This window comes from Ideonella benzenivorans (assembly GCF_020387415.1).
GTDB lineage: Bacteria > Pseudomonadota > Gammaproteobacteria > Burkholderiales > Burkholderiaceae_C > Ideonella > Ideonella benzenivorans.
Map to the genome: position 1 here is coordinate 234,807 of NZ_JAGWCB010000018.1, position 26,703 is coordinate 261,509.

The window sequence follows — 26,703 nt, forward strand, 5'->3', positions numbered from 1 at the left end:
CATGTCCGCCGAACTCGCTGAACAGGTCCGCCGCCGCCGGACCTTCGCCATCATCTCCCACCCTGACGCGGGCAAGACCACGCTGACGGAGAAGCTGCTGCTGTTCTCCGGCGCGATCCAGATCGCCGGCTCGGTGAAGGCGCGCAAGGCGACCCGGCACGCCACGTCCGACTGGATGGAGATCGAGAAGCAGCGCGGCATCTCGGTGGCCTCCTCCGTCATGCAGATGGAGTACCGGGACTGCACCATCAACCTGCTGGACACTCCGGGCCACCAGGACTTCTCGGAAGACACCTACCGCGTGCTGACCGCGGTGGACGCGGCACTGATGGTGATCGACGCGGCCAACGGCGTGGAGCCGCAGACCCGGCGCCTGCTGCAGGTCTGCCGCGCCCGCAACACCCCCATCCTCACCTTCATCAACAAGATGGACCGCGAGGTGCAGGAGCCGCTGGCGCTGATGGACGAGATCGAGCGCGAGCTGGGCATGACGGTGGTGCCCTTCACCTGGCCGGTGGGCATGGGCAAGTTCTTCGGCGGCGTGCTGGACCTGCGCAAGGACCAGATGCGGGTGTTCTCGCCCGGCGAGGACCGCGTGGCCGGCACCGAGGAAGTGGTGCAGGGCCTGGCCAACCCGCAGCTGGCCGAGCGCTTCGGCATGGCCTATGAGCAGGCCGCCGGCGAGATCGAGCTGGTGCGCGAGGCCGCGCCCGAGTTCGACCATGCCGAGTTCCTGGCCGGCCACCAGACGCCGATGTTCTTCGGCTCGGCGGTGAACAACTTCGGCGTGCAGGAGGTGCTGGACGCGCTGGTGGACCTGGCCCCGGCCCCCGGCCCGCGCGCGGCCCTGCAGCGCACGGTGAACCCCGACGAACCCAAGTTCAGCGGCGTGGTGTTCAAGATCCAGGCCAACATGGACCCGGCCCACCGCGACCGCATCGCCTTCCTGCGCGTGACCTCCGGCAAGTTCAGCCGCGGCATGACGATGAAGGTGGTGCGCTCGGGCAAGACGCTGCGTCCGAACACCGTGGTGACCTTCATGAGCCAGAAGCGCGAGCTGCTGGACGAGGCCTATGCCGGCGACATCATCGGCATCCCCAACCACGGCGTGCTGCAACTGGGCGACACGCTGACCGAAGGCGAGACCCTGCAGTTCACCGGCCTGCCCTTCTTCGCGCCGGAACTGTTCCGCTCGGTGGAAGTGGCCGACCCCCTCAAGACCAAGCAGCTGCGCGCCGGCCTGACCCAGCTGGGCGAGGAAGGCGCAATCCAGGTCTTCCGCCCGATGATGGGCAGCGTGCTGCTGTTGGGCGCGGTCGGCCAGCTGCAGTTCGAGGTGGTGGCCCACCGCCTGGAGCACGAGTACGGCGTGAAGGCCCGCATCCTGCCGGCCCGCTACAACGTGGCCCGCTGGGTGACCTGCGACGAGGCCGACGGTGGCGAGAAGGAACTGAAGCGCTTCATCGACGGCAACAGCCACCGCATGGCGCTGGACGCGGTGGACGCGCCCACGCTGCTGCTGGAGTACGCCGGCGAGCTGCGCGCCATCCAGGAGAACTGGCCCAAGATCAAGTTCCACGCGCTGCGCGAGCACGCGGGCCTGGTGTTCCAGCAGCGTCTGGACGGCTGAGCGCCCGGCGCGTCAGGCCAGCACCGCCTCGTCGGGCTGGTCCTGAAAGCGCGTGAGGATCTGTTCGGCCTCTGCGCGGCCGGCCCGCAGCGCGGCCACGCAGTCGGCATCGAGCTGCCCGGCCGCCACCATCTCGTCCAATGTGGCCAGGGCGGTGTCGACTGGCTGCGGCCCCTTGTAAACCCGCCGGCTGGACAGGGCATCGAAAATGTCGGCCACGGTGACGATGCGGGCCGCCAGCGGAATCGCCTCGCCGCGCAGGCCGCGCGGGTAGCCGCTGCCGTCCAGGAACTCATGGTGGCAGGCCACCAGCTGGCGCAGGATGTCGATGCCGGCCACGCTGCCCAGCTGGAAGTCCTGGATCAGGCGCTCGATCATCTCGCTGCCCAGGTCCACGTGACGCTGCATCTGCTGGCGTTCCTCGGGCGTGAAACGGCCGGGTTTGAGCAGCAGGGCATCGGGCACGCCGATCTTGCCGATGTCGTGCAGCGGGGCGAACAGGAACAGCAGCTCGATGAACTCGTCCTCCAGCCCGTGGCGGGCGGCCAAACCTCGGGCGATCAGCCGGACGTAGCGCGCCATGCGGTCCAGGTGGGCGCCGGTCTCCACGTCGCGCAGGTGGGCGAAGTCGCGCGCCACCCGCATCGAGCCCACCAGGGCCTGGATCGCCGTCACCTCGTGGCTGATCATCATGCCCACCAGCTGGGCGTAGACCTGCAGCTGGGCCACCACCGCCTCGGTGAACAGGCCGGCGGTGCGGGAATCGAAGAACAGAAAACCGTCCAGCTCGCCGCCGCGCTGCAGCAGCGGCACCGTGTAGGAGGACAGATAGCCCTGCTCGCGCACCCAGCGGCTGTGCTGGCTGTCGCCGGGCAGTTCGTCCGGGATGTGGTGGATCACCCGGGTCTGCGCCGCCTTTGCCAGCGCCAGCAGGCTGGGGCTGGCCGACAGCGGGTACTGGTAGGTCCGCAGCGGCTCATTGCCCAGCGTGCTGTTGACGAAGGTCTTGAGCATGTCGTCCTGCGGATCGTAGAGTGCGCAGGCCATGCGGTCCACCGCCGGCACGATGCGCCGGATCTGCTCATGCAGGGCGCCGATGCGCTCGCCCAGGGAGGCGGTGCGGGCCGCGGCGATGGCCCAGGGACGGGCACCGGGTGTCGGGGCGAACGTGAGGTCGGACAGGTTCATGCAGGGATCGGGCAAGGCTTGGAACGCGGGCGGGCCCCAGGATCCTCCCTGGGCATGGCCCCTCAGCGTCTGTATCGGCGCCACCGGCGGGCAGTTGAGCCGTGGTCCCCTGCGGTCCGGCTCAGGCCATCAGATCGAGCGAGCTGCCGGGCTGCAGACCGACACGACGGGCCAGCCCGGGCCGCAGACGCAGCACCGAAGCCGCCTCCTGGCAGCGCGCCACCCGCCACGGCGGCAGGCGCGGCACCACCTTCAGCACCACCCCGTCGGCCCGCAGGAACACCACGTCCACCGCCCCACGGGCGCCCCAGGTGTGCACCCAGTGGCAGGGGCGCAACCAGCTGCCACACAGCACGCCGCCTCCCTGCTGGCGTGGCGCGGCCCAGGGCCACAGCCAGCGGCGCACGGCACCTTCACGCCGCACGACCCGCTGCGTGGGGCGTCCATCGATGCAAAGCTGGATCCTGGCAGACATGGTGTGTGAGAGCTCCGCGGCGTGGGGTGGGGACGGGCGGTGGGGCGCCGCCGCGCTCAGCTTAGGGCGTGATGCATGCCATGCGTGTTTCCTGCGTGTAATCGAGCCCACAAATGGCGACAAACGCAGCCGCCGCCCCCGTCAGGGCCTGGGCTGACAGACCCACTCGGTGCCGTCTTCGTTGAAGGAGAAGCTGACAAAGGGGGCCCCCGGCCCCAAGCGCCGTTCGACATGGAAGTTGGCACCATCGCCCCACTCCACCCCGCCGTTGACCTGCTGGTCGGCCAACTGGCTGCCCAGGCTCACCACGCGCAGGGCCTGACCCGGCGCCTGCCAAGGCAGCGCCCGGCCATTGAGCACCACCGCCTGGGACGTCACGCTGAAGCGGGCCTCCCGGTCCCGCCCTCCTGATCGGCGCCCCGTGTGGCAGAGCCCCTGCACGGTGCGGCCCCCGGTGTCATACAACTCGGCGAACAAGCTCCCTGCGGCCTCTGGCTGGGCGACGATGCGGGCCTCACGGAGGTCCAGGTCGCCACAGCGGCGGCCCTGGCTCACCTGGCCGGAGCCGCGCCCGATCTCGACGCCGGCTTCGCGGAAGCTGTCATCGGTGCTGGCCAGGCGCGCCAGGCGCTCGTCCGTGCTGACCTCCAGGTAGAGCTGGCGGGCCTGCAGGTCCAGCGTGAAACTGAACGCGCCGGCCGGGTCGAACAAGGCCATATGCTCCGGGCCGACCACTATCTGCCCGTCGGGCGTGATGCGCAGATCGCCCGCCACCGGGGCCAGCCCGTCCGGGTTGGGCTGCACCTGGCAACTGGGGCTGGCATAGCGCCCAGCGAACAGGCCCGCCACGCGCTGCTGGAGCCGTACCGGGTCCTCGGCCAGCGGGGCCGCGGCAACCGCCCCCGGGACCATCCCCCCGCCCAACAGACACAGCACGCCGAGGCGTGCCGGGAAGAACGTGCGCCACCAAGAGGTCTTTGCCATCCCGGAATGGTATCGGGCCCGCCCCGGCGGACAGGGGCGTGGCCGACAGCCGGGCACGGGATAATCCCGCCGTCATGACCACCGCCGCCCCCCCCTCCCGTCTCTCGCTGTACCTGGACCTGATCCGCTGGGACCGCCCGGCCGGCTGGCTGCTGCTGCTGTGGCCCACGCTGTCGGCCCTGTGGATCGCGGCCGACGGCTTTCCCGGCTGGCATGTGCTGGCGGTGTTCACGCTGGGCACGATCCTGATGCGCAGCGCGGGCTGTTGCATCAACGACGTGGCCGACCGCGAGTTCGACCTGCACGTCAAGCGCACCGCCCAGCGCCCGGTCACCAGCGGCGAGATCCAGCCCAAGCAAGCGCTCACGCTGGGCGCCGTGCTGGCCCTGGTCTCCTTCGCGCTGGTGCTGACGACCAATGCCGCCACGGTCTGGCTGTCGGTGCCGGCGGTGGTGGTGGCCTCGCTCTACCCCTATGCCAAGCGGGTCATCGCCATGCCGCAGGCCGTGCTGGGTGTGGCCTACAGCTTCGGCATCCCGATGGCGTTCAGCGCCGTCCAGGGCGGGCAGGACTGGCGCCTTTCGGCCATCGCCGCCGCGGTGCCGCCGCACGCCTGGTGGCTGGTGCTGGGCAACATCTGCTGGGTGCTGGCCTATGACACCGAGTACGCGATGGTCGACCGCGATGACGACCTGAGGATCGGCATCAAGACCTCCGCCATCACGCTGGGCCGCCACGACGTCAACGGCGTGATGACCTTCTACGCGCTCTACCTGGGCCTGTGGGCCTGGGTGGGCTGGCGCCTGGGCCTGGCCTGGCCCTATCTGGCCGGCATCGCGGTGGCGGCGTGCCAGGTGGCCTGGCACTGGTGGCTGATCCGCAGCCGCTCGCGCGAGGGCTGCTTCAAGGCCTTCCGCCTCAACCACTGGGTCGGGGCGGCGGTGTTCGCCGGCACGGTGCTGGCCGGCTGGGTGCGCTGAGCGCTCAGGCCTTGCCGAATTCCTCGCCCAGCTCCTTGGCCCGCTCGGCCGCCGCGTGCAAGGCGCGGACAAAGGCCAGCTTGACGCCCCGGGCCTCCAGCGTGCTGATGGCCGCGTAGGTCGTGCCGCCCTTGGAGGTCACGCGCTGGCGCAGCACCTCGGGGGTCTCGCTGGACTGCGCCGCCAGAGCGGCCGAGCCGGTGAAGGTCTGCTGGGCCAGCGTGCGCGACTGTTCCGCGCTCAGGCCCAGCTCCACACCCGCCTGGATCATCGCCTCCAGCAGGTAGAAGACATAAGCGGGGCCAGACCCCGACAGCGCGGTCACCGCATCCAGCTGGGCTTCCTTGCCCACCCACAGCAGCTGGCCCGTGGCCGCCAGCACCTGCTCGACCTGCAGGCGCTCGTCCAGCGTCACGGCCGGGCTGGCGAACAAGCCGCTCATACCCTGGCCGATCAGGGCCGGGGTGTTGGGCATGGCCCGCACCACCCGGGCGCTGCCGGTGGCCTGGGCCACCGCAGTGCTGGGGATGCCCGCCATGATGGACAGGTGCAACGCCTGGCTCACATAGGGCGCACAGGGAGCCACCGCCGCCTGGAACACCTGCGGCTTGACCGCCCAGACCACCACCCCGGCCGCCGACAACGCCGGGCCGGCCGCCGATTCGGCCTGCACACCCAGTTGGGCGCGCAGGCGCAGGGCCTGCTCGGACGAGGGCTCGATCACCAGGATCGTCGACGCCGGATGGCCGGAGCGGACCAGCCCGCCAATGATGGCGCTGGCCATGTTGCCGCCCCCGATGAAGGCGATGGTGGTGTTCAAAGGAGTACTGCTGCTCATGGTGGTCCAGTGTATGAGCTTCTGTGCCGGCATGCGGCCCGGCACAGATCGCGATGGGCCTGCAGGGCTCATGCGCATCTTGCATAACGTGGCCGACACAGGCCGGGGGGAACGCCCTACAGTCCGCTCCCATGCGGCGCGGGACAGCTCATGAGGCCCACCTGCGGCACGCAGCCAACGATGGAGACACGTTTCATGATTTCCGATCTTTCCTACGTCCACCCCTCGCCCGAGAGCCCCTGGCTGACCTATCTGTCGCAGGTCGACCGCGTGCTGCCCTACCTGGGCCCGCTGTCCCGCTGGGCCGACACCCTCAAGCGCCCCAAGCGCGCGCTGATCGTCGACATCCCGATCGAGCTGGATGACGGCACCATCGCGCATTACGAGGGCTACCGGGTGCAGCACAACCTTTCGCGCGGCCCCGGCAAGGGCGGCGTGCGCTACCACCCGGATGTCACGCTGGAAGAGGTGATGGCCTTGGCGGCGTGGATGAGCATCAAGAACGCCGCGGTGAACCTGCCGTTCGGCGGCGCCAAGGGCGGCATCCGGGTCGATCCCAAGCAGCTGTCGGTCAAGGAGCTGGAGCGCATGACGCGCCGCTACACCAGCGAGATCGGCATCATCATCGGCCCGCAGCAGGACATTCCGGCACCGGACGTGAACACCAACCCGCAGATCATGGCGTGGATGATGGACACGTACTCGATGAACACCGGCACCACCGCCACCGGCGTGGTCACCGGCAAGCCGGTGCACCTGGGCGGCTCGCTGGGCCGCGTGAAGGCCACCGGCCGCGGCGTGTTCGTCACCGGCCGGGAAGCTGCCCGCCGCATGGGCCTGGACCTGAACGGCGCGCGCGTCGCGGTGCAGGGCACCGGCAACGTGGGCGGCTCGGCGATGGAGCTGTTCGCCCAGGCCGGGGCGAAGATCGTCGCCGCGCAGGACCACACTGGCGCCATCTACAACGCCCACGGCCTGGACATGGCCGCGCTGCAGCCCTGGCTGAAGGAGCACGGCGGCGTGGCCGGCTTCCCCGGCGGCGAGCGCCTGGGCCACGAGGAGTTCTGGGACACCGACTGCGAGATCCTGATCCCGGCCGCGCTGGAAGGCCAGATCACGGCCGACCGGGCCCGCCGCCTGAAGGCCAAGCTGGTGCTCGAAGGCGCCAACGGCCCAACGCTGCCAGGGGCCGACGACATCCTGGCCGAGCGCGGCATCCTGGTGGTGCCCGACGTGATCTGCAACGCCGGCGGCGTGACCGTGTCCTACTTCGAGTGGGTGCAGGACTTCAGCTCGTTCTTCTGGACCGAGGACGAAATCAACCTGCGGCTCGACAAGATCATGGTCGGCGCCCTGAAGCGCATCTGGGACGTGGCCGACCAGCACAAGATCACGCTGCGCACCGCCACCTTCGCGGTGGCCTGCGAGCGCATCCTCGAAGCCCGGCGCGAGCGCGGCCTCTACCCCTGACCGGCCTGCCGGCGCTCAGACCTGCACGACCAGGCCGGGCGTGCCGGCCTGCAGCGAGCCCACCACGCTGGCGGCCTCGAAGCCGCCGGCGTGGAACACCGACAGCACCCGGTCCAGCTCGGCCGGGGCGCAGCTGACCAGCAGGCCGCCGCTGGTCTGCGGGTCGGTCAGCAGCGTGCGCTGCCAGGGGGCCATCTCCGCGCCCCCCGCCACGCTCACCTGGGCGCCATAGCCGGTCCAGTTGCGGCCGGAAGCGCCGGTGGCGATGCCTTCCTGCGCCAGCGCGGCCACTCCGCCGATCAGCGGCACCTTCGCCCAGTCCACCGTGGCCTGCAGCTTCGAGCCCCGGCAGATCTCCAGCAGGTGGCCGGCCAAGCCGAAGCCGGTGACGTCGGTCATCGCGTGCACGCCCTCGAGCTGGGCCAGTTCGGTCCCCACCCGGTTGAGCAGCGTGGTGTAGTGCACCATCTGCCCGTAGCCGGCGGCGTCCAGCTTGCCCTTCTTCAGCGCGGCCGACAGCACGCCCACGCCCAGCGGCTTGCCCAGCACCAGCACATCACCCGCCTGGGCGTCGGCATTGCGACGCACCCGCTTCGGATGCACCAGACCCAGGGCCACCAGGCCGTAGATGGGCTCCAGCACGTCGATGGAGTGGCCGCCGGCGATCGGCACGCCCGCCTCGCGGCAGACACTGGCGCCGCCTTCCAGGATCTGGCCGATCACGGCCAGCGGCAACTTGTCCAGCGGCATGCCGACGATGGCCAGCGCCAGGATGGGCCGCCCCCCCATGGCATAGACGTCGGACAGCGCGTTGGTGGCCGCGATGCGGCCGAAGTCGCGCGGGTCGTCGACAATCGGGGTGAAGAAATCGGTGGTGGCCACGAGGGCCTGCTCATCGTTCAGACGCCAGACGGCGGCATCGTCGCTGGTCTCGATCCCGACCATCAGTTCGGGCGGGATCACGCCCGGCGCCGTGCGCGACAGGATGTCGGTGAGCACCCCGGGCGCAATCTTGCAGCCGCAGCCGCCGCCGTGTGAGAAACGGGTGAGTTGAATGGGCGTGTCCATGCCAGGGGTCCTGTGTCGCCGCCGTGCGGCGAATCTGAATGCAGCATTGTGCCGCCGGGAGATCCGGCCATGACGATGCAAGGGCGCATGCCCTTTCCCCACGATCCGGTGGGCCTGGACGACCTGGGGCAGTACGACACCCTGATCGATGCCCGCTCGCCGGCCGAGTTCGCCGAGGACGCGATCCCCGGTGCGATCAACTGCCCGGTGCTGGACAACGACGAACGCCGCATCGTCGGCACGCTCTACAAGCAGGTCGGCGCCTTCGAGGCGCGGCGGGTGGGCGCGGCCATGGTGGCTGCCAACCTGGCCCGCCACCTGCGCGGCCCGCTGGCCGACAAGCCCGCCGGCTGGCGCCCTCTGGTCTACTGCTGGCGCGGCGGCCTGCGCAGCGGCTCGATGGTGACCTGGCTGCGCATGGTGGGCTGGCCGGCCGTGCAGCTGCGCGGTGGCTACAAGACCTGGCGCACCCACGTGATCGAGCGCATCGACGCCCTGGCGCCGCAGCTGCCGCTGCGGGTGCTGTGCGGCCCCACGGGCAGCGCCAAGACCGCCATCCTGCAGGCCGCGGCCCGGGCCGGCGCCCAGGTGCTGGACCTGGAAGGCCTGGCCGCCCACAAGGGTTCGGTGCTGGGGGCGGTGCCGGGGGTTGAACAGCCCTCGCAGAAGGCCTTCGAGACCCGGCTGGCCCTGGCGCTGGCCGGCTTCGACCTGGGCCGGCCGGTGTTCGTCGAGGCCGAGAGCCGCAAGATCGGCCACATCGCCCTGCCCAACGCGTTGGTGGACCGGCTGCGCGAGAGCCCCTGCCTCACGGTGCAGGCGCCGGCGGCGGCGCGGCTGGAGTACCTGCTGCGCGACTATGCCTACCTGGGACGGGACGGCGCCCAGCTGGCCGACACCCTGGGCCGGCTGCACGGGCTGCTGGCCAACGACACCCTGGCCCGCTGGCAGGCCTGGGCCCGCGCCGGCGAGCTCGCGCCGCTGTTCGAGGCCCTGATGCGTGAGCACTACGACCCGGCCTATGCCCGCTCTCAGCGCGGCAACTTCCTGCGCATCGCCGACGCCCTGCCACTGCCCACCGAGCGGCTGACGCCCGAGGCGATCGACGCGCTGGTGCCCACGCTGCGGGCGCTGGGCGGCGACGCGGCCTGAACCGCGCCCCGACGCCCTGCCAACGCCCCTGGCGGATTCAGTGCCCGCCGGCCAGCAGCGCCGCGTTGCCGCCGGCCGCCGCCGTGTTGATGGTCACGCACTGCTCGGCGCAGAAGCGGTAGAGGTAGTGCGGCCCGCCGGCCTTGGGGCCGGTGCCCGACAGGCCCTCGCCGCCGAAGGGCTGCACGCCCACCACGGCGCCGATCATGTTGCGGTTGACGTAGACGTTGCCGATGCGGGCCTGCGCCGCCAGGCGCTCGGCCCGGCTGTCGATGCGGGTCTGCAGGCCGAAGGTCAGGCCGTAGCCCAGGGCGTTGATCTGGTCCACCAGCGCGGCCGGGTCACCCGACCAGCGCACCACGTGCAGCACCGGGCCGAACAGCTCCTGCTGCAGCTGGCCCACGCTGGCGAGTTCGAAGGCCACCGGCGCGACCAGGCGCGGCACGGTGGCCCCGACCGGCAGCGGCGTCTCGCCGATCAGCGTGGCCTCGCGGCGCAGCCGGGCGATCTGGGTCTGCAGGTTCTGGAAAGCCTCGTCGTCGATCACCGGGCCGACATCGGTGGCCCAGTCGGCCGGGTCGCCCAGGCGCAGCTCCTGCATGGCCCCGCGCAGCATGGCGAGGATGCCGTCGGCCACGCCTTCGTGCAGGCACAGCAGGCGCAGGGCCGAGCAGCGCTGGCCGGCCGAGCGGAAGGCGCTCTGCACCACCGCGTCGACCACCTGCTCGGGCAGGGCGGTGGAATCGACCACCATGGCGTTGAGGCCGCCGGTCTCGGCGATCAGCGGCACGATGGGGCCGTCCTTGGCGGCCAGCGTGCGGTTGATGATGCGCGCCACCGCGGTGGAGCCGGTGAAGCACACGCCGGCCGTGGCCGGGTGGGCCACCAACGCGGCGCCGGTCGTCTCGCCCGGGCCGTGCAGCAGCGCCAGCGCATCGGCGGGCACGCCGGCCTCGTGCAGCAGGGCCACCATGCGGGCGGCCACCGCGGGGGTCTGCTCGGCCGGCTTGGCGGCCACCGCATTGCCGGCCACCAGCGCGGCCACCACCTGGCCGGTGAAGATGGCCAGCGGGAAGTTCCAGGGGCTGATGCAGACGAAGACGCCGCGGCCGTGCAGGCGCAGGGTGTTGCGCTCACCGGTGGGGCCGGGCAATTCCTGCGGCTGCAGGCGGGCCTGGGCCTGCTGGGCGTAGTAGCGGCAGAAGTCCACCGCCTCACGCACTTCGGAAATGGCATCGCCCAGGGTCTTGTGGGCCTCCTTCACCAGCAGACCGCAGAACTCGGGCAGGCGGGCTTCCAGCGCGTCGGCGGCACGGCGCAGCACCGCCGCGCGCTCGTCCACCGGCCGGTGGGCCCAGCTGGCCCAGCCCTGGCCCAGGCGCTGCATGGCGTCGGCCACGTCGGCCTCGCCGGCCAGCGGCACGGCGTCCACCCGGGTGGCGGCGATGGCGGTGGCCAGGGGCTGGCGGCTGTCCAGGCCGGTCGGGTCCACGCCGGCCGCGTTGGGCCGCTCGGTGCCATAGAGGTCCCGCGGCAGCGGCAGGCCTTCGGCCGGGCCGGCACCGTCGTGCGCCTCCAGCAGCGGCGAGCGCAGCAGCTCGGCCGGGGCCACGCTCGGGTCGGCCAACTGGTGCACGAAGGAGGAGTTGGCGCCGTTTTCCAGCAGGCGGCGCACCAGGTAGGCCAGCAGGTCGCGGTGCTCGCCCACCGGGGCGTAGACGCGGCAGGACACGCGCGGGTCTTTCAGCACCTCGCGGAACACGCCATCGCCCATGCCGTGCAGGCGCTGCAGCTCGAAGTCCTGGCCCGGCACCGCGCCGGCCTGTACGGCCATCTGCAGCAGGGCGGCGATGGTGCCGGCGTTGTGGCCGGCGAACTGCGGGAAGATGACGTCGCGGTGCGCCAGCAGGGCGCGGGCGCAGGCCAGGTAGTTCACATCGGTGTGCGGCTTGCGGGTGAAGACCGGGTAGGCCGGCAGGCCCATCTCCTGGGCGCGCTTGACCTCGCCGTCCCAGTAGGCGCCCTTGACCAGGCGCACCATGAAGCGCAGCCCGTGGCGGCGGGCGATGGCGGCCACCTCGTCCACCACTGCCAGAGCACGGGTCTGGTAGGCCTGCACCGCCAGGCCGAAGCCGCGCCAGCGCGGCAGGGCCGTCGCGATGCGCTCGGCCAGGGCGTCCAGCAACTCCAGCGACAGCTCCAGCCGGTCCACCTCCTCGGCGTCGATCGTGAGGTTCATGTCCGCGGCGGCGGCCTGCTCGATCAGCGCCCAGACCCGCGGCAGCAGCTCGGCGAAGACCCGCTCGCGCTGCGCGTCCTCATAGCGGGAGAACAGCGCCGAGAGCTTGATCGAGATGCCGTCGCGCCCTTCCGGCCCCGTGGCCATGCCACCCTGGCGACGGGCGATCGCGGCGATGGCCGCCAGGTAGTCGGCCTGGTAGCGCGCGGCATCGGCCTCGGTGCGGGCGCCCTCGCCCAGCATGTCGTAGGAAAAGCGCAGCTGCGGCTGGGCCTTGCGCTGCTTGTCGGCTTCGCCCAGGGCTTCCTCGATGGTGCGGCCGAGCACGAACTGCCGACCCAGCAGCTGGATGGCCCGCACCGTGGCGGCCACCACGCTGCGCGCCCCCAGCCGGGCCAGCAGGCCGGAGGGCTCTCCCGCCCCCGGCAGGAACTTCTGCGACATGGCCAGCGCCGTGGCCGACAGGCCAGCCAGCATGCCGCCGCTGCCGTCGTTGGCGCTGAAGTCGGCCCGGCCGAGTTGGTCGGCCGTCAGCGCCACCGCCGTCTCCACGTCGGGCACCCGCAGCAGGGCCTCGGCCAGCCGCATCAGCGCCAGGCCTTCGGGCCGCGAGATGGGGTACTCGCGCAGCAGCGACTCCATGGCCCAGAACGGCGCCGGCTGGGCCCGCACGGCCTGCACCCAGGGCGTGGCGACGGCAATCGCAGCCGCCCAGTCCAGCCCGCTCCCCAGCCGCGCCCGGGCCGCGGCCAGGGCCTGGACCTCCGGCTGGTACGGAAATGGCAGGCGTTGCCGCTGAGGCGGCACGGAGAAATCAGCGAAAGCGTTCATGGCAGTAGAAACCTGACTGGATGATTTCTCAGCTTATGTCGACAATCAACGCACGAGATTCGGCGTTTTACTGATTTATTGGAGTTTTCAAAGGCATGAAAGCCACTTTGGAGTCAATTGATCAAGACAAAGGGCTGGACAAGACCGATTTGCGCATCCTGCGGGTCCTGCAACGGGACGGGCGCATCAGCAACCTGAAGCTCGCCGAGGAGGTGCACCTGTCACCCACCGCGGTGCTCGAACGGGTCAAGCGGCTGACCCGCGAGCAGTACATCCTGGGCTACGAGGCCCGCCTGAACCCGGCCAAGTTGGGCGCCGGGTTGATGGTGTTCGTCGAGGTGCTGCTGGACCGCACGGTGCACGACGTGATGGATGCCTTCCGGGCGGCCGTGCAAGTGCGGCCGGAGATCCTGGAGTGCCACCTGGTGGCCGGCGGCTTCGACTACCTGCTCAAGACCCGGGTGTCGGACATGGCGGCCTACCGCACCTTCGTCGGCGAGGTGATCTGGACCCTGCCCGGGGTGCGCGAGACCCGCACCTACGCGGTGATGGAGGAGGTCAAGAACACCACCGCGCTGGATTTCTGAGCCCTCTAGGGATGTCGCGCACGTCACACCCGCCGGGGTGATGACGCCCCGGGCGGTGATCGGGAGCATGGGGTCCGCGTTCTTCCCTCATCGCCTGCAGTCGAGGCCCGTCATGCGCTCCTGGTTGACCCCGAACCCCGCTTCCCGCGCGCCACAGGGTGAGCGCGCAGTCCACGAAGCAAACGAAGGTGGCTGGATGGATTCCAGCCTGGATCTGCAAAGCGGCCTGTCGGTCGAGGAAGTGCCGCTGGACCCGGACGACCCGGCCTGGACAGGCTGGTTCTGCGACGGGCCCGAGCTGCCCGCCGCCCCGCCCGGTCCGCAGCCCTGAACGGGTTCAGGCCGCCGGCCGGGGGCGCGCGCCGAAGATGGCGGTGCCGATGCGCACCAGCGTCGCGCCTTCGAGCACCGCGGCTTCCAGGTCGGCGCTCATGCCCATCGACAGCGTGTCCAGCGCCAGGCCCTCGGCCCGCAAGGCCTCGAAGGCCTCGCGCAGCCGGCGGTGCGGCGCGCGCTGGGCCGCCAGCCCGTCCACGGGCTCCGGGATCGCCATCAGGCCACGCAGCGCCAGCCGCGGCAGGGCCGCCACGGCCCGGGCCAGCGCCGGCAGTTCATCCAGCGTGACGCCGCTCTTGCTGGCCTCGCCGCTGATGTTGACCTGCAGGCAGACCTGCAGCGGCGGCAGCCCCGCCGGCCGCTGCTCGGACAGCCGCTCGGCGATCTTGAGCCGGTCCACCGAATGGACCCAGTCGAACTGCTCGGCCACCACCCGGGTCTTGTTGGACTGCAGCGGGCCGATCAGATGCCATTGCAGCTGCGGCCGCAGATCGATCAGGGCCTCAATCTTGGCCAGGGCCTCCTGCACATAGTTTTCGCCAAAGGCGGCCTGCCCCGTCGCATGGGCCTCGCGCACGGCCTCGGCCGGGCAGGTCTTGCTGACCGCCAACAGCATCACGCTGTCGGCCGGACGGTGCGCGGCGGCACAGGCGTCGGCCAGGCGGCGACGCACTTGTTGTAGGTTCTGCGCGATACTGACCATGATTGTGCGAGCATAAACGACGCCCCGCCCCGGGCGCCCAGGGAACCCACACCACCACGCCATGGACATCACCCAGCTGCTGGCCTTCTCGGTCAAGAACAAGGCCTCGGACCTCCACCTCTCCGCCGGCCTGCCGCCGATGATCCGCGTCAACGGGGATGTGCGTCGCATCAATGTCGAGCCGCTGAACCACAAGCAGGTTCACGCGATGGTCTACGACATCATGAACGACGTGCAGCGCAAGCACTACGAGGACACGCTGGAGTGCAACTTCAGCTTCGAGGTGCAGGGGCTGGCCCGTTTCCGGGTCAACGCCTTCCACCAGAACCGCGGCGCCGGCGCGGTGTTCCGGACCATTCCGTCCAAGATCCTGACGCTGCAGCAGCTCAACTGCCCGCCGGTGTTCGGCGATCTGGCGCTCAAGCCGCGCGGTCTGGTGCTGGTGACCGGCCCGACCGGCTCCGGCAAGTCGACCACGCTGGCGGCCATGGTGGACCACCTCAACGAATCCGAGTACGGCCACATCCTGACGCTGGAAGACCCGATCGAATTCGTGCACGAATCCAAAAAGTGCCTGGTCAACCAGCGCGAGGTGGGCCCGCACACGCACAGCTTCTCGAACGCGCTGCGCGCCGCGCTGCGCGAGGACCCGGACGCCATCCTGGTGGGCGAATTGCGTGACCTGGAAACCATCCGACTGGCCCTGACCGCCGCCGAAACCGGCCACCTGGTGTTCGGCACCCTGCACACCAGCAGCGCCGCCAAGACCATCGACCGGATCGTCGACGTGTTCCCGGCCGCCGAGAAGGACATGGTGCGCGCCATGCTGTCCGAGTCCCTGGTGGCGGTCATCTCGCAGACGCTGTGCAAGACCAAGGACGGCACCGGCCGGGTGGCCGCGCACGAGATCATGATCGGCACCTCGGCCATCCGCAACCTGATCCGCGAGAACAAGGTGGCCCAGATGTACTCGTCGATCCAGACCGGCCAGAGCCAAGGCATGCAGACCCTGGACCAGTGCTTGGCCGATCTGGTGCGGCGCAATGTCGTGGCCGCCTCCGAAGCCCGCTTCAAGGCCAAGTTCCCCGAGAACTTCCCGGGCTGATCGGCCCACCCGCCGTTGTCCACCCACTGCCGTGAAACACCTGCTCAGCCGCTTCCTGCGCTCGCCCGAGACCGCTGACACGCCGTCGCCCCGCCCCGACGACAGCAGCTTCTTCGCCACCCAGGTGATGGAGCGCGAGGAGGACACGCGGCTGATGGCCCCCTGGCACGAGCGCGCCTCGGCGCTGGGTGCCCGGCCCTACGACACGGCCCAGGGCCTGGCCCAGCTGCTGCAGTGGCTGCGCCAGGACCCGGTGTTCGCCGGGCTGGAAGGCCTGGACTTGGCGGTGCTGGGCGGCTACTTCGAGTTCGTACAGGTCGACAGCGGCCGGCAGATCATCGGCCAGGACGAACAGGGCGACTACCTGGTCGTGCTGCTGCAGGGCGTGGTCGGCGACGACCGGCTGCAGCCCTCCGGCGCCAAGGTGCGCATCAACGAATCCCGCGCGGGTGACGTGCTGGGCGAGATGTCGGTGCTCGACGGCGGCACCCGCTTCTGCTCCTGCACCGCGCTGACGCCGCTGATCGCGGCCGTCCTGCCCAGCCAGGCCCTGGCGGCGATGATGGACGACGACCCCCGCCTGGCGGCCGCGCTGCTGGCCTGGATCGCCAAGCGGCTGTCCCTGCGGCTGCGCCAGGTCAGTGCCCGCCTGTCGGTGCAGCTGGCCCGCGGCGGCACGGAATGAATCCCCCGACGACCCGTTCACGGAGAACTGCGATGGAACGCGACCAGGCCTCGAAATTCGTCAACGACCTGCTGAAACTGCTGGTGGCGCGCAAGGGGTCGGACCTGTTCCTGACGGCCGACTTCCCGCCCGCGATCAAGGTCGACGGCAAGGTCACCAAGGTGTCCCCGCAGCCGCTGACCGGCTCGCACACCGTGGCGCTGGCCCGGGCCGTCATGAACGACAAGCAGGCGGCCGATTTCGAACGCACCAAGGAGTGCAACTTCGCGATCTCGCCGCAGGGCATTGGCCGCTTCCGCGTCAGCGCCTTCATGCAGCAGGGCCACGTGGGCATGGTGCTGCGGACCATCCCGGCGGAGCTGCCCACCATCGACGAGATGGGCCTGCCGCAGATCCTCAAGGACATCGCGATGAGCAAGCGCGGCCTGGTGATCCTGGTGGGCGCCACGGGCTCGGGCAAGTCCACGTCGCTGGCCGCGATGGTGGACTGGCGCAACGAACACGCCTGCGACCACATCATCACGGTGGAAGACCCGGTGGAGTTCGTGCACCCGCACAAGAACTGCATCGTGACCCAGCGTGAGGTCGGCATCGACACCGAGGACTGGGACATCGCGCTGAAGAACAGCCTGCGCCAAGCCCCCGACGTGATCCTGATGGGCGAAATCCGCGACCGCAAGACCATGGAGCTGGCGATCGCCTTTGCCGAGACCGGCCACCTGTGCATGGCCACGCTGCACGCCAACAGCGCCAACCAGGCGCTGGACCGGATCATCAACTTCTTCCCCGAAGAGAAGCGCGACCAGTTGCTGATGGACGTGTCGCTCAACCTCAAGGCCATGATCTCGCAGCGCCTGCTGCCGCGCCAGGAGGGCCGTGGCCGCATCGCGGCGGTCGAGATCATGCTCAACACGCCGCTGATGGCCGACCTGATCTTCAAGGGCGAGGTCGGCGAGTTGAAGGAGCTGATGAAGCGCTCGCGCGAGCTGGGCATGCAGACCTTCGACCAGGCGCTGTTCGACCTCTACGAGGCCAACGCCATCACCTACGAGGACGCGCTGCGCAACGCCGACTCGGTCAACGACCTGCGGCTGCAGATCAAGCTCAACAGCAAGCGCGCCCACGTCGGCGACCTGTCGGCTGGCACCGAGCACCTCACCATCGTCTGACCTGTTTCACCCCATGACGACCAAGACCTACGACTCCATCCCCTCCCAACGCGTGGCCTTTCTGGGCCTGGGCGTGATGGGCTATCCCATGGCCGGCCACCTGCAGCGGGCCGGCCACGAGGTCACCGTCTACAACCGCACCGCCGCCAAGGCCCAGGCCTGGGTGGCCGAGTACGGCGGTCGGGCCGCGGCCACGCCGCGCGAGGCCGCCGAGGGCGCCAGCCTGGTGTTCGCCTGCGTCGGCAACGACGACGACCTGCGCTCGGTCGTGCTGGGCCCCGACGGGGCCTTCGCCGGCATGAAGGAAGGCGCCATCTTCGTGGACCACACGACGGCCTCGGCCGAGGTGGCCCGGGAGCTGAACCAACTGGCCCGCCAGGCCGGCCGCTATTTCGTCGATGCGCCGGTCTCCGGCGGTCAGGCCGGTGCGGTCAATGGCGTGCTGACGGTGATGTGCGGTGGCGAGCTGGCCCCGTTCGAGGCCATGAAGCCGGTGGCGATGGCCTTCAGCCGGGCGGTCACCCGCATCGGCGAATCCGGTGCCGGCCAGCTGGCCAAGATGGTCAACCAGATCTGCATCGCCGGCCTCGTGCAAGGCCTGTCTGAGGCCGTGGCCTTCGGTCAGCAGGCCCAGCTGGACATGAAGCTGGTTCTGGACGTGATCGGCAAGGGCGCAGCCCAGAGCTGGCAGCTGGACAACCGCGGCAAGACCATGGTGGACGACCAGTTTGAGTTCGGCTTTGCCGTCGACTGGATGCGCAAGGACCTGGGCCTGGTGCTGGACGAAGCCCGCCACAACGGCGCCCGGTTGCCCGTCACCGCGCTGGTCGACCAGTTCTACGCCGATGTGCAGGAGATGGGCGGCGGCCGCTGGGACACCTCCAGCCTGATCCGCCGCCTGCGCTGAACGATCAGGGTTGCGCCGCGCCGGAGGCGGCCGGCGCCGGCTGCAGCGCCTTGAGCGTGTCTTCGCTGACCACCTCGGTCACGCGCACGACCTTCTCGACGCCGTTGATCGAACGGGCCAGCTCGGTGGCGCGGTTGATCTCGCGCTCGGTGACGATGCCCATCAGGTAGACCACGCCGCGCTCGGTCACGACCTTGAAGGCGTGGCCCTGCACGTCCTTGGCGTCGAACAGGGTGGCCTTCACCTTGCTGGTCACCAGCAGGTCGCTGGACCGCGAGCCCAGCGAGCTGTTGGGCATCACCGCGGTCTCATTGACCACCGAACGCAGGTTCTCCACGCCAGAGACGGCACGGGCCACGGCCTCCCGGTCGGCGCTGGTGGGCAGCTCACCGGTCAGCAGCACCACCCGGTTGTAGCTGGTGACGTTGACATGGCCGCGGTCGCCCACCACCTCACGGATGCGGTTGTAGGACTTGGTTTCGATGGCCTCGTCTTCCACCTGGGCACCGGAGGTGCGGCGGTCGGTGTACATCAGCGCACCGCCCACCGCGGCACCGCCGATCAGCAGCGGAGCGCAGGCGGACAGGAGCTGGGTGGCGGCCAGCAGGCTGGCCAGGGTCAGGATTCGGCTTGCTTTGATCATGGATGCGTTCTCGGGAAAGAGGAGCACGGTACGGCCCCTCGGGTGTCAGGCCGGCGATGCGTCGTCGCCCAGCAACTGGATGTCGATGGCATCGCACAGCGCATGCACGGCCAGCAGATGCAGCTCGCGCACCCGGGCCGGCCGGGCCGTGGCCACCGGCACCCAGACATCGGTTTCGGCCAGCAGATCCGGCCAGGCGCCCGGGTCTCCGCCGGTGAACAGCACCACGCTCATCTCCTGCTGGTGGGCGGCCTGCACCACCGCGCGCAGGGCGGGGTCTTCGTTCTGCAGGCCGGCGAACACGACCAGCAGATCCCCGGGCTGCCCCAAGGCACGCAACTGCGCGGACAAGGCGTCTTCACCATGCCCTGGCGCCGGCGGCGGCGCCAGCGGACGGCCCAGGCCGGGGCCCAGCGCCAGCGCGGCCAGCGGCGGGCGCTCGCGCTCGAAACGGAAGGTCATCGCACCGCACAGCACCGCGGCCAGATCCGCATCCCCGCCCTGGCCACAGGCCAGCAGCTTGCCGCCGGCGGTCAGGCAACCCACCGCGGCCTGCGCGGCTTCGGCGATGGGGCGGGACAGGGATTCGGCCACCTGGTAGAGCAGGTCCGCCGTTTCGAAGAAGTGGTGCTGGATACGGGCTTCAAGCATGGGCGCCGATCATAAGCGCGGGCGGTGCACTGCCTTGGGACGGCCGGCAGGCCCACAAGTTCCCCGGATTCAAGCGGCCTCGAAGGCCGCCGGCAGCCAGGTGAGCTGCTCGCCGTCCACCGCCACCACGTCGAAACGGCAGGGCGGCAGTCGGGACAGCCGCAGCAGGTAATGCTGGGCCGCGTAGACTAGGCTGCGCTGCTTGGCCGGGGTGACGCTGGCCGCCGCGCCCCCATGGGCCCCGTCCTGCCGGGCCCGGACCTCGACGAAGACCAAGGTGCCGTCGGGCGCGCGCAGAATGAGGTCGATCTCGCCCCCGCGCCGGGATGGCCCGCGGGCCACCCGATAATTGCGCTGTACCAAGCGCAGGCCCTGGGCCTGCAGATAGGCCAGCGCCCGGTCTTCGGCCTGCGCGCCGACCAGCGCCCGCGCCGGGCGCGAAGTCGCCGGGCTGTTCCCTGGCATTGCACGACCCATGAGCGCCACCTCCGCCTCCTTGTCCCTGTTGCAGGCCGCCGCCCTCGCGGCCGGCGGCCAGCAGTATCCGGCCGCCACGCTGTATGTGGTGGCCAGCCCCATCGGCAATCTGGCGGATTTCAGCCTGCGGGCCGTGCAGGCCCTGGCCCTGGCCGATGCGGTGGCCTGCGAGGACACCCGGGTCACCGCCGGCCTGCTGCGCCACCTGGGCTTGGACAAGCCGCTGGTGGCGGTGCATGAGCACAACGAGCAGTCCGCGGCCGCCAAGGTGCTGGACCGCCTGGCCCGCGGCGAGCGGGTGGCCTATCTGAGCGATGCGGGCACACCGGCGGTGTCCGATCCGGGGGCGGTGCTGGTGCGGGAGGTGCGCGCCGCCGGCCACCGGGTGCTGCCGCTGCCCGGCCCGAGCGCGGTGGTCACCGCCCTGAGCGCCGCCGGCTGCACCGGCGACAACGGTCCCGGCTTTCATTTCGCCGGTTTTCTGCCCGCCAAGGGGCAGGAGCGCGAGGCCGCCTTGCAGGCCGCGCTGGCCCAGACGGTGCCGACGGTGCTGTTTGAAGCGCCGCACCGCATCGAGGCCTTGGCGGACCGGCTGGCGGCCTGCGCGCCGGACCGGCCGGTCACGGTCTGCCGCGAGCTGACCAAGCAGTTCGAACAAATCGAGACCCTGCCCGCCCAGGCGCTGCCAGCCTGGTTCGCGGCCGACGCGCAGCGGCGCCGCGGCGAGTTCGCGCTGGTGCTGCATGCGCCGGCACCGGCCGCCCCCAGCGAGGACGGACTGCCCGCCGAAGCCGAGCGCATGTTGCAGGTGCTGCTGCGCGAGCTGCCGCTCAAGCAGGCCGTGGCCCTGGCCGCGGAGCTGAGCGGCGCGCCGCGCAACGCGCTCTACCAGCGTGCGCTGCAGCAGCGCCAAGCCAGCGACGCCGACTGAACCCACGGGACGCAAGGGTTCAACCGAGCATCAGCGCTCACTGCGCCGCGGAGGGTGCCCGCTGGTTGTGGGCCTTGCGCGCGATGTCACGGTTGGCGCGGCGCTCGGCGGCACGCACGCGTGCCCGTTCCTGGGTCGTCACGCTGCCATCGGCGGCGGCCTTGGTTTCCAGGTTGTCGATGTGCTGCTGCTGGTTGTCCAGGCGGTTGGTCTCGCGCTGGGTCAGTTCACCAGTCGAAGCGGCCTGGTTGATGCGTGCGGCTTCGCGCTGCTGACGCAGCTTGATGTGCGGAGTGCTGGCGCCGCGCTCCGGCGGGGTGGCGGTCTGGGCACTGGCGGCAAAGCTGGCGCCGGCGATCAGCGCGGCCAACGTCCAGGTCAGGGGCGAGGTGATGCGGTTCATGGGAGGTTCTCCTTCGACGTGCGGGTGGGGCACCATGCCATGCCCCGGGTGCAGGTTCAACGCCGGAGATAGGGATCCCGTGGACTCGGGATTGGTGTGCACCTGTAAACGGGCCGACTCCCTACAATCGATCGCATGATCTCCCGCGAACCCACCCTCGAACGGCTGGCAGTGGCGCAAAGCCTGCTGCTGGACCCCTATCAACTGACGGAGTCCACGCTGTCCCGGGCCTTGGCCACCATTGGTGAGCACAAGGTGGACGACGCGGATCTGTACTTCCAGTACACCCGGCATGAAGGCTGGAGCCTGGAGGAAGGCATCGTCAAGAGCGGCAGCTTCTCGATCGACCAGGGCGTGGGCGTGCGCGCCATCGCTGGCGAGAAGACGGCCTTCGCCTATTCGGACGACCTCTCCGAAGCCGCGCTGCTGGACGCCGCCCGCACGGTGCGCACCATTGCCGCGTCGGGTCAGAGCCGTCGCGTGAAGGTGAGCAACAAGACCCAGGTGGCCAAGAGCCGGCTGCTCTACGCCCCGCTGGACCCGATCGCCACGCTGGACAGCACACAGAAGGTGGAGCTGCTCGAGCGCATCGAGCGCATGGCCCGCGCGCGCGACCCACGAGTCGTGCAGGTGATGGCCGGCCTGGCGGCCGAGTACGACGTGGTGCTGGTGGCACGGGCCGACGGCACCCGCGCGGCCGATGTGCGGCCGCTGGTGCGGCTGTCCATCACCGTGATCGCCGAGCAGAACGGTCGGCGCGAGGTGGGCTCGGGCGGCGGCGGTGGCCGCTTCGGCCTGGGCTACTTCCAGGACGCCCAGCTCGAAAGCTATGTAGACCAGGCCGTCAATGCGGCGCTGACCAACCTGGAATCCCGCCCCGCGCCGGCCGGTCTGATGACCGTGGTGCTGGGCCCGGGCTGGCCCGGCGTGATGTTGCACGAGGCGGTGGGCCACGGGCTGGAAGGCGACTTCAACCGCAAGGGCTCGTCCACCTTCTCCGGCCGCATCGGCCAACGGGTGGCCTCCAAGGGCGTCACCGTGCTGGACGACGGCACGATGGCCGACCGCCGCGGCTCACTCAACATCGACGACGAAGGCAACCCCAGCCAGCGCAACGTGCTGATCGAGGACGGCATCCTGCGCGGCTACATGCAGGACAGCCTGAACGCCCGCCTGATGGGCGTGAAGCCCACCGGCAACGGCCGGCGCGAAAGCTATGCCCATGTGCCGATGCCGCGCATGACCAACACCTACATGCTGGCCGGCGACAAGTCGCCCGAGGAGATCATCGCCTCCGTCAAGCGCGGCCTGTACGCCACCAACTTCGGCGGCGGTCAGGTCGACATCACCAGCGGCAAGTTCGTGTTCTCGGCCTCCGAGGCCTACTGGGTCGAGAACGGCAAGATCCAGTACCCGGTCAAGGGCGCCACGCTGATCGGCAACGGCCCGGACGCGATGAACCGCGTCAGCATGATCGGCAACGACCTGGCGCTGGACACCGGCGTGGGCACCTGCGGCAAGGAAGGCCAGAGCGTGCCGGTCGGGGTGGGCCAGCCCACGCTGCGCATGGACGGCCTGACGGTGGGCGGCACAGCCTGAAACGAAACAGCGCCCGTTGCCGGGCGCTGTCTTCAAGGCTCAAGTGGTTCAGTTCGCGGCGGGGCCGACGTAGAGCTGGCGCACATAACCAGCGATGTCCACCGACCGGGTCCGGTCGGCACTGGAGATCTCCTGCGCGGCCGTCACCGATTCCGCCACCCAGGCCGAGGGGTTGTTCCAGTCGGCGCTCCACATCGCCGCCAGCTGGGCCTCCGTCACCGCCGTGGGGGCAATGCCCAGGGCCTTGCCGGTCAGGATGCGCAGGGCATTGGCCAGTTGGCTCATCGTGATCCGGACGTCGAAGCTCATCGGGCTGAAGGTGCCGTGCTGGGTGGCATTGCCCTGCGAGGTGTACATCGACAGCCCGTTTTCGGAATCGGTACTGGCCGTGCCCTTCGCCTGGAGTTGCCCCTCGATGATGGGCACCCCTCCCTGGGCCGCGTCAAACCACACCCGCACCGTCTGGGCCCAGGACACCGTGCTCCAGTCGGTCACGTTGTTGCGAGCGATCGCCGTGTTGAACAGGTAGTTCATCTGGCAGGGACGACCGGCGGTAATGCCTTCGACCCGGCAGGTGTTGTTGATCAAGTGCAGGTTGACCAGTTGCTGTACCTGGGCCAGCGCACCGCTGGAAGCCCCCAACGTGGTCGCGGTAACGGCCTGGTTGACCAGCACGCGCGCGGTCTGACTGGTGCCGACAAAAGGCTGCACCGTGGGGTTGCTGCGCCAGGTCTGGCGGAAGGCAAGGTAGGTGCCCACGATGTTGGCATTGGTGCCGTTGCCATCCTGGCCAGTGCTCTGAAACTGTTGAAAGAATTCGGGCTTGCTGTCGCCGCGCGGGCCCGCCGAGGTGTACAGGGCCAGACCGCCGGCCGAGGCATCGGCATTCAAATAGACCGCCGACGGCCCGCTTCGGTCGCTCACGCCAGAACAGCCCGTGGTGCTGCCCGAAGGAACCCAGCTGAGCTCGGAGGTCGGCAGGCTCACGCCGACCTTGCCGGTGACGTAGCTGAGATCGCCGGCGGAACCGTTCACCACCGTGCCGGTCTTGGTCAGCGCATCACAACCTTGCGGATCCCCGAAGAAGGACACCTTCAAACCCGGCGCATAGAAAGCGCTGCTCCCCACCGGATTCCATTGCCCCAGTGTGCTGCCGCCGGTGGCGGCCTCCAGAGCACTGGCGCTGGTCTGGCTGCCATCCACATTGAAGAAGAAGGCATGTGCCTGGGCGCTGACTGCGTCGGTGGTCACCACGGCAGGCGTGGACGAGCCGCTCCCCGGGTTGGACGTGTTGCCCTGGCTGGATTCCGATTGACCGCCACCGCTGGCGCTGGTGGCACCGCCGCCACCGCCACAAGCACTCAGCATGCCGGCCAGGGCCAATGCCAACACCAGCGGGCGTTGGCCAAAGTGCGCGCTGGTACGGCCAGACGTGCGCGCTGCGTCGATGAGGGTTGAAAACATGGGAGCCTCGCGGAACAGGAGCGGCGCGGATTGCGCACGCTTGTCTGCTCTTTCGGACTCCGGTGGCGGTGACTTGAGCGGGAAGTGGCCAGGGTTGCGGTGGCAATTCAGGCTTCAGTGAGCCGCCAAGATGCCGATAAGCGCCCATTGGCCGCATGTATCCTAGGCATCATGAAGCCGTCATGCCTCATTTCAAACTTCGGCGAGCACTATCCGGATGTCCACGCCAAGGCCTTGCTCAGCCATTTCGGCTCCGCCAAGGTTTCCCGACAGGACAACGCCGCTCTGGCCAAGGCGCTGGAATTGGTAGAGGTCTTCTATGTGATCTGCTTCACCAATCGGTGCGGTTCACATTTCCTGGCCCAGGCACTGGCCTCCGATGGACAGATCAAATGCGCTGGTGAGGTGCTGAACGCCGACGTCGTGATCCACCATGCCAAGGAACGCGGCCTCGCCAGTCATGCTGGCTATCTGGCCTGGATGGTCAACCAGATGCGCAGCAAGGAAGGCTATGCCGGCGTGAAGGCCAGCGTCGGGCAACTGATCTCCCTCTACAACGTCGGCCTGCTGTCCGCGTTAGGCCCGCGCCTGCGCCTGATCCACCTGTTGCGGGACGATCTCCTGGGCCAAGCCATCTCCCTGCACATCGCCGCCCAGACCGCCCAGTGGACCAGTCTGCAAACCAGCAACGGCGCCAGGGTCCGCTACGACGCCGAAACCTTGCTCGGTCTGGTGGCCAGTCTTAGCAGCCAAAACAGTGCATTCCAGGCCTTGTTCCAGCTTTGGGGCGTCGAGCCCCTGACCGTGCATTACGAAGGCTTTGCCGCAGATCCCGCCCGCAAGATCAAGCGCATCGGGCGCTACCTGGGGCTGCCGGATCTTCAGTTCATACCCGAGCAGATCACCTACGCCAGACAGGCTACGGCGAAGAACGACACCCTGAAGAACCAATTGCTGACCGATCTGGCCCTGCCAATCCACCCTCGCAAACGGTGAGCCCCGCCCGAGCGCACCGCTCCCCTCAGGGCTTGCGCAACCAGAGCCGGATTTCGTGGGTGCACAGGTCCTGCAGCGAGAACCGGGGCCGCAGTTCCTCGGGCACCATGTCGGCCGGAAGTTGCCCCAACTCGCACCGCTCTATCTGCCAACCCACCTGCTGAACTGTCTGCACCAGTTCCGTCGCGGTGATGCGGTTGAGCGAGTGGTACTCCCCGATCAGGTAGCGCTTGACATTCTCGAACGCGTTGAGGCGATAGAGCACGTCCTGCTCCTCGGGCGGCACGTGGTCCACGGCCGCTGCTGCCGCCGCCAGATAGGCCTCAGGCGCCATGCGCAGGTGGGCCCAGGGCTCCGGCACCAGACGCTTCAGATGGGAACCGAAGGCCGAGTAGTACAGCGGTTCGATCTGCAGGAAGAACGGCGTCCCCGGCTTGAGTACCCGCAGGACCTCGCGCAGCAGCGGCGCCACGCCGTCAACATGCTCGAAAACAGACCAGGAATAACCGCCATCGAAGGAATCATCCGGGAAAGGTAAGCCCTGCCCGGCCTGACCGCGCACGAATTGCAGCCGTTCTGGCAGGGGGCGCCCGGCGCCGAAGACCTGCGCCACGCGGCCGGGCAGGGTCTTGAAGGCCTCGGTGAGATCGGTGCCCACCACCGCCCGGCCGCTGGCTTCGCAGACGCCCAGTGCCATGATCCCATCGCCACAGCCCATATCGAGCAGACGGGCTTGCGACGACAGCGAGGCTGCTTGCAGGGCATGAACGATCAGGCTGGGGGCCACCACATGGTGGCTGTAAAACCAGGCATCCCGCTTGGCTTGGTCACGCTCTGGTGAGGCTGGTGTGGGTGGATACGGCGTCAGCGGCGCCACCGGAACCCCCGCCAGCGAGAACGGGGCCGGCGCCAGATCGGCACACGCCGAGGGGCGCCACCGCTGCATTTTCTTCCCGAGATCTCGCCACCAACCGGCCAAGGTCTTGTTCATGGGCTGACTGTAATGCAGCCGCGCGACAGGCCCATCGACGCCATCCGCACGCGGTGCTACACTGAAAAGACGATGTGTGCCCAACGATTTTTCTTTGCCTTTTACTGGTTCTCGCCCCGTCTGGCGGCTGGAGAGGCAAACGCGCGCACCTGAACCCACGCGAATCCCCCAGAAAACCGCCGGAACCCCCGGCGGTTTTTT

The 26,703-nt window shown here is 69.6% G+C and carries 26 protein-coding genes; 13 read left to right on the forward strand and 13 right to left on the reverse strand.

The genetic code is table 11. The features are described 5' to 3' along the window. Window position 1: 1 nt before the first annotated feature. Window positions 2-1,630 carry a peptide chain release factor 3 gene (locus KGA65_RS17480; RefSeq protein WP_225864403.1) on the forward strand — a complete coding sequence of 543 codons (1,629 nt, stop codon included), beginning with the start codon at window positions 2-4 and terminating at the stop codon, window positions 1,628-1,630. 12 nt (window positions 1,631-1,642) lie between these two features. On the opposite strand, the gene KGA65_RS17485 is transcribed toward KGA65_RS17480, so the two are convergent. From KGA65_RS17485 to KGA65_RS17495, 3 genes are all read right to left on the reverse strand, one after another. Next, window positions 1,643-2,818, reverse strand: a complete 1,176-nt coding sequence (locus KGA65_RS17485; protein WP_225864404.1) for an HD-GYP domain-containing protein — start codon at window positions 2,816-2,818, stop codon at window positions 1,643-1,645. A 121-nt stretch (window positions 2,819-2,939) separates the two neighbouring features. Beyond that, entirely contained in the window at window positions 2,940-3,293 is a 354-nt protein-coding gene (locus tag KGA65_RS17490; RefSeq protein ID WP_225864405.1) for a DUF192 domain-containing protein, read from the reverse strand. Between the two features lie 141 nt (window positions 3,294-3,434). Beyond that, window positions 3,435-4,277 (reverse strand): hypothetical protein, encoded by an 843-nt coding sequence (locus KGA65_RS17495; protein WP_225864406.1) that lies wholly within the window; start codon window positions 4,275-4,277, stop codon window positions 3,435-3,437. 74 nt (window positions 4,278-4,351) lie between these two features. On the opposite strand from KGA65_RS17495, the gene ubiA reads away from it, so the two are divergent. Then, complete coding sequence (gene ubiA, locus KGA65_RS17500) at window positions 4,352-5,257, forward strand: 4-hydroxybenzoate octaprenyltransferase (RefSeq protein WP_225864407.1); 906 nt, start codon at window positions 4,352-4,354, stop codon at window positions 5,255-5,257. A 4-nt stretch (window positions 5,258-5,261) separates the two neighbouring features. On the opposite strand, the gene proC is transcribed toward ubiA, so the two are convergent. Next, window positions 5,262-6,095, reverse strand: coding sequence for a pyrroline-5-carboxylate reductase (gene proC / locus KGA65_RS17505; RefSeq protein ID WP_225864408.1), 834 nt, complete (start codon window positions 6,093-6,095; stop codon window positions 5,262-5,264). 195 nt (window positions 6,096-6,290) lie between these two features. On the opposite strand from proC, the gene KGA65_RS17510 reads away from it, so the two are divergent. After that, window positions 6,291-7,565: a Glu/Leu/Phe/Val family dehydrogenase gene (locus KGA65_RS17510; protein ID WP_225864409.1), complete on the forward strand. Its 1,275-nt coding sequence runs from the start codon at window positions 6,291-6,293 to the stop codon at window positions 7,563-7,565. Between the two features lie 15 nt (window positions 7,566-7,580). Here KGA65_RS17510 and selD read toward each other — a convergent pair whose 3' ends face one another. After that, the gene (selD, locus tag KGA65_RS17515) at window positions 7,581-8,633 is read right to left on the reverse strand and encodes a selenide, water dikinase SelD (RefSeq protein WP_225864410.1); all 1,053 of its coding nucleotides are present in this window, start codon (window positions 8,631-8,633) and stop codon (window positions 7,581-7,583) included. A 75-nt stretch (window positions 8,634-8,708) separates the two neighbouring features. On the opposite strand from selD, the gene mnmH reads away from it, so the two are divergent. Next, on the forward strand, window positions 8,709-9,785 hold the full coding sequence (gene mnmH / locus KGA65_RS17520; protein ID WP_225864637.1) for a tRNA 2-selenouridine(34) synthase MnmH: 1,077 nt from the start codon (window positions 8,709-8,711) through the stop codon (window positions 9,783-9,785). Between the two features lie 37 nt (window positions 9,786-9,822). Here the strand turns inward: mnmH and KGA65_RS17525 are convergent, their stop codons facing one another. Continuing rightward, window positions 9,823-12,855, reverse strand: coding sequence for an L-glutamate gamma-semialdehyde dehydrogenase (locus tag KGA65_RS17525; protein ID WP_225864411.1), 3,033 nt, complete (start codon window positions 12,853-12,855; stop codon window positions 9,823-9,825). Between the two features lie 95 nt (window positions 12,856-12,950). Between KGA65_RS17525 and KGA65_RS17530 the strand changes: the two genes are divergently transcribed. Both KGA65_RS17530 and KGA65_RS20965 read left to right on the forward strand, forming a co-directional pair. Beyond that, entirely contained in the window at window positions 12,951-13,442 is a 492-nt protein-coding gene (locus tag KGA65_RS17530) for an Lrp/AsnC ligand binding domain-containing protein (protein WP_225864412.1), read from the forward strand. 196 nt (window positions 13,443-13,638) lie between these two features. Then, window positions 13,639-13,773 carry a hypothetical protein gene (locus KGA65_RS20965; protein ID WP_255650606.1) on the forward strand — a complete coding sequence of 45 codons (135 nt, stop codon included), beginning with the start codon at window positions 13,639-13,641 and terminating at the stop codon, window positions 13,771-13,773. Window positions 13,774-13,779: 6 nt separating this feature from the next. Here KGA65_RS20965 and KGA65_RS17535 read toward each other — a convergent pair whose 3' ends face one another. Beyond that, on the reverse strand, window positions 13,780-14,481 hold the full coding sequence (locus KGA65_RS17535) for a YggS family pyridoxal phosphate-dependent enzyme (protein ID WP_225864413.1): 702 nt from the start codon (window positions 14,479-14,481) through the stop codon (window positions 13,780-13,782). 61 nt (window positions 14,482-14,542) lie between these two features. On the opposite strand from KGA65_RS17535, the gene KGA65_RS17540 reads away from it, so the two are divergent. The 4 genes from KGA65_RS17540 to KGA65_RS17555 are packed head-to-tail and all read left to right on the forward strand — an operon-like array spanning window position 14,543 to window position 18,347. Continuing rightward, window positions 14,543-15,586 (forward strand): type IV pilus twitching motility protein PilT, encoded by a 1,044-nt coding sequence (locus KGA65_RS17540; protein ID WP_225864414.1) that lies wholly within the window; start codon window positions 14,543-14,545, stop codon window positions 15,584-15,586. A gap of 31 nt (window positions 15,587-15,617) precedes the next feature. Next, on the forward strand, window positions 15,618-16,271 hold the full coding sequence (locus tag KGA65_RS17545; protein WP_225864415.1) for a cyclic nucleotide-binding domain-containing protein: 654 nt from the start codon (window positions 15,618-15,620) through the stop codon (window positions 16,269-16,271). Window positions 16,272-16,303: 32 nt separating this feature from the next. Further along, the gene (locus KGA65_RS17550; RefSeq protein WP_225864416.1) at window positions 16,304-17,440 is read left to right on the forward strand and encodes a PilT/PilU family type 4a pilus ATPase; all 1,137 of its coding nucleotides are present in this window, start codon (window positions 16,304-16,306) and stop codon (window positions 17,438-17,440) included. Window positions 17,441-17,453: 13 nt separating this feature from the next. Next, window positions 17,454-18,347, forward strand: coding sequence for an NAD(P)-dependent oxidoreductase (locus KGA65_RS17555; protein ID WP_225864417.1), 894 nt, complete (start codon window positions 17,454-17,456; stop codon window positions 18,345-18,347). A 4-nt stretch (window positions 18,348-18,351) separates the two neighbouring features. Here KGA65_RS17555 and KGA65_RS17560 read toward each other — a convergent pair whose 3' ends face one another. From KGA65_RS17560 to KGA65_RS17570, 3 genes are all read right to left on the reverse strand, one after another. Beyond that, complete coding sequence (locus KGA65_RS17560; RefSeq protein WP_225864418.1) at window positions 18,352-18,990, reverse strand: BON domain-containing protein; 639 nt, start codon at window positions 18,988-18,990, stop codon at window positions 18,352-18,354. 45 nt (window positions 18,991-19,035) lie between these two features. Further along, window positions 19,036-19,641: an SIS domain-containing protein gene (locus KGA65_RS17565; protein WP_225864419.1), complete on the reverse strand. Its 606-nt coding sequence runs from the start codon at window positions 19,639-19,641 to the stop codon at window positions 19,036-19,038. A gap of 69 nt (window positions 19,642-19,710) precedes the next feature. Next, complete coding sequence (locus tag KGA65_RS17570; RefSeq protein WP_375142652.1) at window positions 19,711-20,118, reverse strand: YraN family protein; 408 nt, start codon at window positions 20,116-20,118, stop codon at window positions 19,711-19,713. On the opposite strand from KGA65_RS17570, the gene rsmI reads away from it, so the two are divergent. Further along, window positions 20,117-21,049: a 16S rRNA (cytidine(1402)-2'-O)-methyltransferase gene (gene rsmI / locus KGA65_RS17575; protein WP_225864420.1), complete on the forward strand. Its 933-nt coding sequence runs from the start codon at window positions 20,117-20,119 to the stop codon at window positions 21,047-21,049. The two genes, KGA65_RS17570 and rsmI, sit on opposite strands and share 2 nt — an antisense overlap. Before the next feature lie 37 nt (window positions 21,050-21,086). Here rsmI and KGA65_RS17580 read toward each other — a convergent pair whose 3' ends face one another. Further along, a complete protein-coding gene (locus KGA65_RS17580) occupies window positions 21,087-21,452 on the reverse strand; it encodes a hypothetical protein (protein WP_225864421.1) in 366 nt (121 codons plus the stop codon). Between the two features lie 135 nt (window positions 21,453-21,587). Here KGA65_RS17580 and tldD point away from each other — a divergent pair, with 135 nt between their 5' ends. Next, window positions 21,588-23,051, forward strand: coding sequence for a metalloprotease TldD (gene tldD / locus KGA65_RS17585; RefSeq protein ID WP_225864422.1), 1,464 nt, complete (start codon window positions 21,588-21,590; stop codon window positions 23,049-23,051). A gap of 48 nt (window positions 23,052-23,099) precedes the next feature. Here tldD and KGA65_RS17590 read toward each other — a convergent pair whose 3' ends face one another. Then, window positions 23,100-24,515: a hypothetical protein gene (locus KGA65_RS17590; RefSeq protein WP_225864423.1), complete on the reverse strand. Its 1,416-nt coding sequence runs from the start codon at window positions 24,513-24,515 to the stop codon at window positions 23,100-23,102. Window positions 24,516-24,686: 171 nt separating this feature from the next. Between KGA65_RS17590 and KGA65_RS17595 the strand changes: the two genes are divergently transcribed. Beyond that, window positions 24,687-25,511: a Stf0 family sulfotransferase gene (locus KGA65_RS17595; protein ID WP_225864424.1), complete on the forward strand. Its 825-nt coding sequence runs from the start codon at window positions 24,687-24,689 to the stop codon at window positions 25,509-25,511. 25 nt (window positions 25,512-25,536) lie between these two features. On the opposite strand, the gene KGA65_RS17600 is transcribed toward KGA65_RS17595, so the two are convergent. After that, a complete protein-coding gene (locus KGA65_RS17600; RefSeq protein ID WP_225864425.1) occupies window positions 25,537-26,502 on the reverse strand; it encodes a class I SAM-dependent methyltransferase in 966 nt (321 codons plus the stop codon). Window positions 26,503-26,703 lie beyond the last annotated feature (201 nt).